Raw genomic sequence first — 10,886 nt, forward strand, 5'->3', positions numbered from 1 at the left:
CGACTGGGGCACGTACGTGTTCAACTACGGCCGCAACGAGGTGCGCAACTTCCTCGTCGCCAACGCCGTCTTCTGGCTCACGGAGTTCCACGTCGACGCGCTGCGCGTGGACGCGGTCGCCTCGATGCTCTACCTCGACTACTCGCGCCAGCCCGGGCAGTGGCGCCCCAACAAGCACGGCGGGCGCGAGAACCTCGACGCGATCGCCTTCCTGCAGGAGACCAACGCGACCGCGTACCGCCGGGCGCCCGGCACGATGATGATCGCCGAGGAGTCCACCGCCTGGCCCGGCGTCACGGCGCCCACCGACCACAACGGCCTCGGCTTCGGCCTGAAGTGGAACATGGGCTGGATGAACGACACGCTCCGGTACCTCAAGGAGGAGCCGATCCACCGCCGGTACCACCACGGCGAGATCACGTTCTCGATGGTCTACGCGTTCTCCGAGCAGTACCTCCTGCCGATCTCGCACGACGAGGTCGTGCACGGCAAGGGCTCGGTGTACGCCCGGATGCCGGGCGACCACTGGCAGAAGTCCGCGGGCGTGCGCGCGCTGTACGCCTACCAGTGGACCCACCCGGGCAAGAAGCTGCTGTTCATGGGCCAGGAGTTCGCGCAGCCCGACGAGTGGAGCGAGTCCCGCTCGCTCGACTGGTGGGCCCTGGACGACCCGCTGCGCGCCGGCGTGCACCGCATGCTGCGCGACCTCAACGCGCTCTACCAGCGCACCCCGGCGCTGTGGCAGCTCGACCACACGCCCGACGGCTTCGAGTGGATCGACTCCGACGACGCGGACCACAACGTGCTCGCCTACCTGCGCAAGGGCACGGCGACGCCGCCGCTCGTGGTGCTGGTCAACTTCGCCGGCACGCCGCACGAGAGCTACCGGCTCGCGCTGCCCGCCGGCGGCCGGTGGACCGAGGTCTTCAACACCGACGCGCACGAGTACGGCGGCTCGGGCGTCGGCAACCTCGGCGTCGTCGAGGCGCAGCCGGACCCGCACCACGGCCGGCCGTACTCCGCGCTCGTGCGCGTCCCCCCGCTGGGCGCGATCTTCCTGCAGCAGGAGGTCTGACCGACGCACCACGAGGGCGGTGACCGCAGCCGTCGGTCACCGCCCTCGCGTCGTCCTGGGCTCAGCGGACGCGCAACGTGAGCGGCGCCGCCTTCCCCGCGAGCACGCTCGCGCTGCCCAGGTAGCTGACGCGGACGGTGTACGTGCCCGCCGTCCGCGGCGGCAGCTCGACGGTCGCCCGGCCCTGGTCGGCCGCACGGAGGGCCACGACGTGGCTCGTCGCGCCGATCCGCACGGTCACCCGGCCGGTGGGCGCGGCCACCCCCGGCGCCGAGACCCGGACCGTGACCTTCGCCCGCTGCGACGCCGAGACCGACGCGCGCTCGAGCGTCGCCGTCACGCGCGGCACGGCCTTCGCGACGCGCAGCGTCCCGACCACCGCGGACGCCGCGGTGAGCGACGCGTCGCCCGAGTACGTGACCGTGACCGTGCGCTCCGCGCGCGACGTCATCCGCGGCAGGGTCACGGTGACCTTGCCCTTGGCCGACGAGCGCAGCGTCGCGACCTGCGCGTACCGCCCGGCCCGTACGGTGACCGTGCCGGTCGGGATCAGGCCGGCGGGAGCCGTCACGACGACGTCCACCTTGGCCCGTTCGGTCGGCGTGATCGTCGACCTCTGCAGCCGGCCGGTGACGGTCGCCACGGCCCTCGCGACCCTGACCGTCGCGCGCGCGGTCGCCGGGGCGACCTTCCAGTCGCCGCCGTACGCGACCGTGACCGCGTGCGTGCCGGGCGCCAGCACCGGGAGGGGCACGACGACCGTGCCCTCGTCGGCGTAGCGGAGCTCGGCGTCGACCGTGGTCCCGCCCACCGTCACGGCCACGTCCCCGGTGGGTCGCTCCGTCGAGCCCGCGGCGACCGTGACCGTGACCTGCGCGGCCTGCCCGTGCGCGACGCGCGGCGACGACGCGGTCACCCGCGGCGTCGCCTCGCGTGCGACGACGACGCCCGCGGTCGCCGCGAGGACGAGCGCCGTGGCCGCGTCGACCTGGTCCTGCGCCACGAGGTCGCCGCCGGCGAGCACGATCCGGCCGATCTCGACGGCACGCGCGAGCGCCGCCGACGACTGCGCGGTGAAGCGGTGCGGCGAGACCTCGTCCGCGGCCGCGATCGCCCCGGTCAGCTCGGACGTGTCGGGGGCGTCGACCGTCCTCACGAGCGAGAACGCGTCGAGCCACGCCCACGCACCCGCGGTCAGGTCGAACTGCGCGCCGACCGTGACCGTCCCCGACTCACCGACGACGACCGGCAAGGTCGGTCGGCTCCAGACCTTCCAGCCGTCGAGGCTGAACGGCGCCGTGCTCGTCGCACCGTCGACGGTCGCGAACAGCTCGACCGTGTCGCCCGCGGCCTCTCCGTCCCCGGCCGCGGCGGCGGACAGCGTGTACGCGCCCGGCTCCAAGCCAGTGATCGTCTGACGCACCGAGCCGCTGCGGTCCTCGGCGACGTACAGGTTCACGGCGTAGCTGCCCTCGAAGGCGTCTCCCGGCTTCCACTCCGCCGCGGTCCCGTCGAACGCCCAGGCCGGCCAGCCCCACGTCTCGAAGCCGGGCTCCTGCACGTGGTTCACGCCCGCGCCGACCGCGCGGACGGTCACGACCGCGCGCGCCGCGTCGCCGTCGCTCGTCGTGCCCGAGACGGTGTACGTGCCCGGGCCGGAGATCCACTCGACCGAGTCGCTCCAGGTGACCGGGACGTCGGCCGTGGTCGCGTCGTTGTAGGTCACGCCCACCGTGGCGGGCAGGGTGATCGCCGCACCGTCGTCGACCGCGACCGTCGCGGGCGCCACCTCGTACGTGGCCCTCGGGGCGTCCGCACCGGTCACGACGGCCCCGAACACGCCGAGCGAGGCGCGGGGCTCGCCCTCGACGTCGAACAGCGCCTGGTTGTCCCACGACGAGCCGCCGTACCAGGTCGCAGCGTCGTCCTCGTACTCGCCCGCGGCGCTCGACGCCCAGCCGGAGCCGTCCCGCTCCCAGAGCGTCGCGTTGTCCTGCGTGGGCGACCCGACCGGCAGCCACGCGGGCTCCCAGTAGTAGACGCCGATGCCCGCGTCACCGACCTCGTGCACGGCCTCGACGACATCGCGGAACGCGTTCGCCTGGCCCTGCACGCTGATCGGGTAGGGCAGGTTCGCGTCGTTCTGGCCGGCGCGCACGGTGTTCGGGTGCCCGTCGCCGTCCTCGAGCGTGGCGGCCCACGACGTCTCGGCGACCATGACCTTCTTGTCGTACGTGGTCGCGACCTGGCTGAGCACGCTCGTGAGGTTGTCGAGCGAGCCGTGCCAGAACGGGTAGTACGACGAGGCGAACACGTCGTAGTCGACGTCGTGCTCGGCGAGCTCGCTCGCGATCCAGCTGTACGAGCCGCTGCTCTCGGGGTTCGTGAAGTGCAGCGCGACGAGCGCGTCGGGGAGCACGGCGCGCACCGCGGCGCTCCCGGCGGAGTAGATCTTCGCGACCTCGCCCCAGTCCCAGCCGTTGTCCGCGACCCAGACGCCCGCGACGCCGTTGTTCGTCTCGTTGCCGACCTGGACCATCGTGACGTCGACGCCCGCGTCCTCGAACTGCTGCAGGCTCGTCGTCGTGAACGCCTCGACGGCGTCGGCCGTCTGGTCCACCGTGAGGCCCGCCCACGCCTTGGGCGCCGACTGCTTGGCGGGGTCCGCCCAGAAGTCGGAGTAGTGGAAGTCGACCAGGACGCCGAGCCCGGCGGCGGTCGCCCGCCGGCCGATCTCCACCGCGCGGTCGACGTCGACCGTGCCACCGCCGTAGCCCGCGCCGTGCGCGTCGTACGGGTCGTTCCAGACGCGCACCCGCACGTCGGTCACGCCCGAGGCGGCGAGCGTCGCGAACAGGTCGGCGGGCCGCCCGGCGGCGTCGCGGAACACGACCCCGCTCTCTTCGAGCGCGACGACCGACGAGACGTCGACCCCGCGGACGAAGTCGGCGGGCAGGCCCTCGACCGGCTCGACGACGATGCCGGCGGGAGCATCAGGCGCCGGTCCGTCGGCCGCCGAGGCGGCCAGCGGCGGGGTGAGGACCAGGAGCGAACCGGCGGCGGCGGACGCGGCGAACGCGGCGAGCCGGCGGGGACGTGCGGACGACGATGACAGCACGGGACTTCCCTTCGTCGAGCGAGAGGGGTCGGACGAGCAGCGACGAGCCGTCCCGGACGACGGGTCGTCGAACCACAGCGGGCGCAGTCGAGCGGACTCAGCCCTTCACGGATCCGGCGGTCAGACCGCCGACGATGTACTTCTGCAGCACCAGGAAGAGCACGAGCACGGGCAGCGCGGCGATCACGGCGCCCGCCGCGAACAGGCCCCAGTTGGCGTTGAGCTGGTCGGAGACCCACGCGTACATGCCGACCGCGAGCGTCCAGTTGCTCTCGGACGTCAGGATCACGCGCGCGAGGATGAACTCGCCGAACGTCGCGATGAAGGACAGGAGCCCGACGACCGCGAGGATCGGGGTCACGAGGCGCAGGATGATCGTCCAGTAGATCTGCGCGTGCGAGGCCCCGTCGATCTTCGCGGCCTCGTCGAGCTCGCGCGGGACGCTGTTGAAGAACCCGTACATGAGCAACGTGTTGGACCCGAGCGCACCGCCCAGGTACACGCAGATCAGCGCGAGCTTGCTGTTCAGCCCGAGCGACGGGATCACCGCGCCGAGCGAGAGCAGCAGCAGGAAGATCGCGACGAACGCGAGCATCTGCGGGAACATCTGGATGATCAGGAGCGTCGTCAGCCCGCCGCGGCGCCCCTGGAACCGGAACCGGGAGAAGGCGTACGCCGCCGCGGCGCCCATGAGCACCGAGCCGACCGCGGTGACCACCGCGACCTGCAGGCTGTTGCCCGCCCACTCCCAGAACCGCGTCGAGTCGAGCGCCTGGTAGTTGGCGGACGTGACCGAGCGGAACAGCTGCGTCGAGCCGGTGAGCGTGCCGCTGCTCGCGAGCGACGCCGAGAGCACGTAGACGAGCGGGAACGCGGCGTAGACGATCACCACGACCGCGAGCAGGTACTTCCAGCTCACCTCGGCGAACCAGCGCCTGCGGCGGCCGCGCGCACGCAGAGCGGCCTGGGTCGCCATCACGCCGTCCTGGACGTGGGTCGCGCTCATCAGTTGACCTCCTCGAGCTGGCGAGTACGGCGGAACATGAGCGCCGAGATCACCCCGATGATCACGAAGATGATGATCGACAGCGCGCTGGCCAGGCCGTAGTCGGCCCGACCGCCGGCGACGCCGGAGATCTGGTACACCATCGAGATCAGGATGTCGGTGTGACCGAGCGTCGCCGAGGTGTCGGTGAACCGCGGCCCGCCGCCCGTGAGCATGTAGATCAGGGTGAAGTTGTTGAAGTTGAACGCGAACGACGCGATCAGCAGCGGCGCGGTCGAGACGAGCAGCAACGGCATCGTGATCGACTGGAACGTGCGCCACCGGCCGGCGCCGTCGATCCGGGCGGCCTCCTGCACGTCCCCGGGCAGCGACTGCAGCGCACCCGTGCAGACCAGGAACCAGTACGGGTAGCTCAGCCAGAGGTTCACCAGGATCACCGAGACCTTGGCGAGCGTCGGGTCGTCGAGCCACTCGATGCGCGCACCGAAGAAGAACAGCTGGTTGACGATCCCGTAGTCGGGGTTGGCGTTGAGCATGCCGCGCCACAGGAGCGCGGACAGGAAGGCGGGGAACGCGTACGGCAGGATGAACAGCGTCCGCAGCACGCGGCGACCGCGCACCCGCGGGTCGTTGTAGACCAGCGCGAGCACGAGGCCGAAGAAGAAGCTGACGACCACGCTCGCGAAGGCGAACACGAACGTCCAGAGCGCGATCTTCAGCAGCGGGCCGGCGTAGGTGTCGTCGGTGAACGCCTTCGTGAAGTTCTCGAACCCGACGAACACGCGCCAGCCGACCGGCAGCGCCGTGCCGTCCTCGGCGACGAACTGCCCGTCGTCGGTCGCTCGGTAGACCACGCCCGTCTCGGCGTCGGTCAGCGTGTCGGCGGCCTCGTCGTACACCAGGACCGAGCGGTAGACGGACCCGATCGTGGCGTCGCCGGTGCGGATCGAGCCGTCCTCGGCGGTGTCGGAGATCGGGACGCGCAGCGCGAGCACCTCGTCCGCGAGCGCAGGGTCGCTCAGCACCTGGTTCTTCGGCACCACCTGCCACCCGGGGACCGCGGTCACGACGCCGTCGGCGACGGTCGCGTCGGGTGCCGCGGCGAGCGGCTGGTCGGCGGTGCCCACGGCGGCTGCACCGTCCTGGACGATCGCGAAGCCGAGCTCGCCGTCCTGCTCGACGATCGTGAGCGGGTAGGTCGGCGAGTCGGGGACCTTCTTCTCGTTCTGGCTCAGCAGCGCGTCGACGGCCTGCGCCTGGGTCACGTTGTGCCCCGTGCCGTAGTTGGTCAGCGCGACGTAGCCCGTGTAGCCGATCGTGAACAGCTGGAACGCGGCCAGGAACGCCAGCCCGGGGAACAGGTACTTGAGCGGGACGGGCCGCCGGCTGAAGTAGACCCAGTCCGCCACGACGAGCAGACCCACCATGACGCCGAGCAGCACCCAGGCGCCGTTGACGTAGGCCGACCAGCCGGCCGCGACGCCGAGCGCGTTCACCAGCGCCATGAGCGCGAGCTTCGCGAGGAAGCCGAAGCCGAGTCCGTCCCACGCACGCGCATGGGACTGCCTGCTGCGCCGCGTCGGCGGCGGTTCGTCGCCGACGACGGCGGCGGTGAGCGACTGCTCGGTGGTCATGTCTCCTCCGGAGGCCTGTGGTACGCGGAGCGGGAAGGGTCGGCGGCGAGGGCTACGCCAGCGGCCTCGCCGCCGACCCGGTCCGTCAGCCGATCGCGGCCTCGAGATCGGTGAGCATCTTCGTCCACGCGGCCTCGGGCGTCGCGGCACCCGAGATGATCGAGGACTCCGCGGCGTTCCAGTGCTCCCACACATCGCCCATCTCCGGGATGGACGGCATGGGCGCACCGTTCTTCGACGCGGCGAGGTAGCCCGCCACGATCGGGTCGGACGCGACCTGGTCGGCCACGACCGTCATCGCGGGCAGGCGCGGGTCGGCGTCGTACAGCGCCTTGATGACGTCGGCGGTCGCCACGTAGTTCACGAGGAAGTCGTTCGCGACGAGCTTGTTCTCGCTCTGCGCCGACAGGTAGAAGCCCTGGACGCCGACGAACGGCGCTGCCGTCTCGCCACCGGCCGACGGGATCGGGTCGACCGCGACGTCGATGCCCGCGTCCTTGAACGTCTGGATCGCCCACGGACCGGCGATCGTGTACGGCGCGTTGCCGTCGGCGAACTCCTGGTTGGCGACGTCGTAGGTCCAGTCGGTGGAGAAGTGGCCGGAGCCCTTCATGCCGTTCTCGCCGAGGAACGTCGCGAACGCCAGGCCGGCGTCGCCGCCCATCCCGATCTCGTTCGTGTACGAGCCGTCGGCGTTCTGGACGAACACCGGTGCACCGAACGACGTCTGCAGCCCGTAGTACGTGTAGGCGTCACCCGTCGTGCCGTTGGTGTTGATGACGAACGGGTACTTGGTCTTCGCCTCGGTCCCCTTGGCGATCAGCTCGTCCCAGGTGGCCGGCGTCGAGTCGGCGAGCGCGGTGTTCCGCACGATCGCGACCGTCTCGAGCGCGTACGGCAGGCCGTATATCTGCCCGTCGTACGTGAACGCCTGCGTCGCGACGGACTCGAACTCCGAGACCTTGTCGCCGAGGTCGACGGGCTCGGCCACGCCGTTGACGATGAACGAGCCGAGCCAGTCGTGCGCACCGATCGTGATGTCCGGGCCCTCGCCGGTGGGGACCTGGGCGAGGAAGTCGGCGCGGATGTCCTCGAAGTTCTTCTGCACGAGCTCGACCGTCACGCCGGGGTTCGTCTTGTTGTAGATGTCCACCGCGGCCTGGACCGCGGGCTTGCGGTTCTCGTCGACCCAGATGGTCAGCGCGCCGGTGGCGCCGCCGGCCGGCTCGGTCGTCTCGGCAGCCGCGGGGCTCGTCGTCTCCGCCGCCGGGGTCTCGTTGCCGCTGCACGCGGCGAGGAACGTCAGGGCGGCGGCGACGGCCGCCGTGCGGATCAGGGTCTTGCGCATGGGAGTCCTTCCGGTAGGTGCCGTCGCGCGCGCGCCCTGGGGCGTCGCGGCGCTGCGACGTGGTGAACCGAACTGCAACGGGCGGCGCCTCAGGCGGGCGCCCGGGGCTCTACGGTCGGCCATCACCTCCGTGGTGCCGGGCGGTGCGGAGCACCGCCACCGAACCTGCGGAGATGCTCATGGCCCCGGCCACCGGCGCGTCGCGCAGGAGCTCGTGGCCGTCGCCGAGGTCGACCTTGACGTCCTCGGCGGTGTGGTTGATCGCGACGACGAAGTCGGCGTCCGCGCCGTGGCGCGTGACGACCTCCACGTCGAGCGGCAACCCGCGGGGAGTGATCCCGGCGTCGGTGTACGCCGCGGCCATCACGGGCGCGAGGTCGTCGATGTCGAGCCTCGTCGAGACGTACCAGCCGGAACCCGCGCCGTGCGTGTGGCGCGTGATCGCCGGCCTCCCGGCCGCCGGCCCGTCGACGTACGTCCCGACGACCTGCGCGTCGTGCACGACGAGGTCGTCCTGCCAGACGTCGGCCGTCAGGAGCGCCGCCGGTTCGCCGTCCGGGTGCCAGGACACCTGCGTGCTCTGGCCCGCCCGCAACGGCAGGAACTCCTCCACCGTCACGCCGAGCGCGTCGCGCAGCGGCGAGAGGAAGCCGCCGGGGTGCACCGCGTCGTGCTCGTCGACCACCGCCGAGAAGTACGAGACGACGAGCGTCCCGCCCGCCTCGACGTAGCGCGTGAGGTTCTCGGCGTCCTGCGCGCGCAGCAGGTACGAGGCGGGCGCGACGACGAGGCGGTACCGGCTCAGGTCCTGCGACGGCTGCGCGAAGTCCACCGTGAGGCCGTCGCGCCACAGGCGCTCGTAGTACGCCCGGACGCGCTCCTTGTGCTGCGCGTCGACCGAGGGCCGCCACTCGAGGTCCTGCGCCCAGAACGACTCGGCGTCCCACAGGATCGCCACGTCGGCCTCGACGCGAGATTCGCGCATCGGCGCCAACGCCGCGAGGTCCTGCCCGAGCTGCACCACCTCGCGCCAGACGCGCGACGACGTGCCCGCGTGGGGAAGCATCGCCGAGTGGAACTTCTCCGCCCCCGAGCGCGACGCGCGCCACTGGAAGAACATGATCCCGTCGGCGCCCCTCGCCACGTGCGACAGCGAGTTGCGGCCCATCTCCCCGGGGCGCTTGGCGACGTTGCGCGCCTGCCAGTTCACCGCCGACGTGGAGTGCTCGAGCAGGATCCACGGCGCACCGCCGGCGACGGATCGCGTGAGGTCCGCGGCGAGCGCGAGACCCACGTGGTTCCGCTCGTCGGCCGCGGTGAGGTAATGGTCGTTCGAGACGATGTCGACCTCGCGCGCCCAGGCGAACAGATCCGTTCCCGGGCACTCGTTGGCCATGAAGTTCGTCGTGATCGGCTGCTCGGCGTGGGCGCGGATCGCGTCGCGCTCGGCGACGAAGCACGCGCGCAGCTGGTGGTCGGTGAACCGCGCGAAGTCGAGCTTCTGCGCGGGGTTCGCGACGGTCGGCGTGGCGTGCGGCGCGCCGATGTGGTCCCACTGCGTGTACCACTGACCCCAGAACGCGGTGCCCCACGCCGCGTTGAGCGCCTCGAGCGAGCCGTGTCGCTCCTGGAGCCACACCCGGAACGCCGCGACGGCCGTCTCCGAGTAGTCCTCGCCCACCGGAGCGCCGTACTCGTTGTGCACGTGCCACATCACGACGGCCGGGTGCTGCGCGTACCGACGCGCGAGCTCGCTCGCGACGCGCACCGCCGCAGCCCGGTACTCGGGCGAGCTCGGCGAGGCCATCCCTCGCGACCCGAAGCCCAGGACCGTCCCGTCCTTGGCGACCACGCGTGCGTGCGGGTACGCCGAGAAGAACCACGCCGGGGGCGACGCAGTGGGGGTGCCGAGGTCGACCGCGATGCCGTTGTGGTGCAGCAGGTCGAGCAGGTCGTCGAGCCAGGAGAAGTCGAACACACCCTCGGCGACCTCGATCAGCGCCCACGAGAAGATCCCGACGCTGACCAGGTTGACCCCGGCCTCGCGCATGAGGACGACGTCCTCGTCCCACACCTCGCGCGGCCACTGCTCGGGGTTGTAGTCACCGCCGAAGCAGATCGCGTCATTCGTGGGCCAGCTCGGGAAGGGCATGACACTCCGTCGGGTCGTTCGCACTGCACTGTGCACGTTCACGGTCTGTGAACGTGCACACTCAACCACAACCGCGTCCTGAAGCGGAACCCGCCGACCCAGTCACGGGTCACTTTGTTACCTGACTGTGATCGTGCACAGCCGGGGGATCGAAGACGGGCCGCAGGCGGACATCCGCCGTCCGTCGGACCTAGGCCACGAGCCCTCCGGACACGCCCGAGTCGGCAGTCCCGCGCAGCATCACCGCTCCGGATGCGCGAGCGCGCGGCGAAGCGCCTCAGACCCGCTCGACGCCCTCGCCGCAGCCGGCCGCGGCAGGTCGCCCATGCGCGACGGCGCACCGCTCTCGAGCAAGCCGGCCCGACGGTGGGTGAGCCGGCGTGGTGACCGGACCTGGCTCGACGCCCGCCGTGACGCATCCGCGCGTCTCGAGCTCACCACACTTCGGCAACAGCCCCTTCAGGCCCGGTCGAGTCAATGCCGCAACTGGCCCGTCGAGGCGCGCGAACTGCCGGGGAAACAGAAGAAGCCACCCCGTGTGGGGTGGCTTCTT

General features: G+C 71.5%; 6 protein-coding genes. 1 reads left to right on the forward strand and 5 read right to left on the reverse strand.

From position 1 onward, the window contains the following. The coding region (gene glgB, locus CWIS_RS19450) for a 1,4-alpha-glucan branching enzyme (RefSeq protein WP_048343455.1) at positions 1–1,075 on the forward strand (1,075 nt) is incomplete at its 5' end. Between the two features lie 61 nt (positions 1,076–1,136). Here the strand turns inward: glgB and CWIS_RS19785 are convergent. The 5 genes from CWIS_RS19785 to CWIS_RS11570 all read right to left on the reverse strand — a co-directional run bounded on the left by CWIS_RS19785 (position 1,137) and on the right by CWIS_RS11570 (position 10,333). Beyond that, positions 1,137–4,193, reverse strand: coding sequence for a glycosyl hydrolase 53 family protein (locus CWIS_RS19785; protein WP_082156411.1), 3,057 nt, complete (start codon positions 4,191–4,193; stop codon positions 1,137–1,139). A 97-nt stretch (positions 4,194–4,290) separates the two neighbouring features. Further along, on the reverse strand, positions 4,291–5,199 hold the full coding sequence (locus CWIS_RS11555; protein ID WP_369796559.1) for a sugar ABC transporter permease: 909 nt from the start codon (positions 5,197–5,199) through the stop codon (positions 4,291–4,293). Next, complete coding sequence (locus tag CWIS_RS11560) at positions 5,199–6,833, reverse strand: ABC transporter permease subunit (RefSeq protein WP_048343448.1); 1,635 nt, start codon at positions 6,831–6,833, stop codon at positions 5,199–5,201. Before CWIS_RS11560 ends, CWIS_RS11555 begins: the two co-directional genes overlap by 1 nt. 85 nt (positions 6,834–6,918) lie before the next feature. Further along, positions 6,919–8,181, reverse strand: coding sequence for a maltose ABC transporter substrate-binding protein (locus CWIS_RS11565; RefSeq protein WP_048343449.1), 1,263 nt, complete (start codon positions 8,179–8,181; stop codon positions 6,919–6,921). Positions 8,182–8,290: 109 nt separating this feature from the next. Next, positions 8,291–10,333, reverse strand: a complete 2,043-nt coding sequence (locus CWIS_RS11570) for a beta-galactosidase (RefSeq protein WP_048343450.1) — start codon at positions 10,331–10,333, stop codon at positions 8,291–8,293. Positions 10,334–10,886: the final 553 nt, after the last annotated feature.

Origin of the sequence: Cellulomonas sp. A375-1, assembly GCF_001040865.1 — a bacterium.
GTDB classification, from domain to species: Bacteria; Actinomycetota; Actinomycetes; order Actinomycetales; family Cellulomonadaceae; genus Cellulomonas; species Cellulomonas gelida.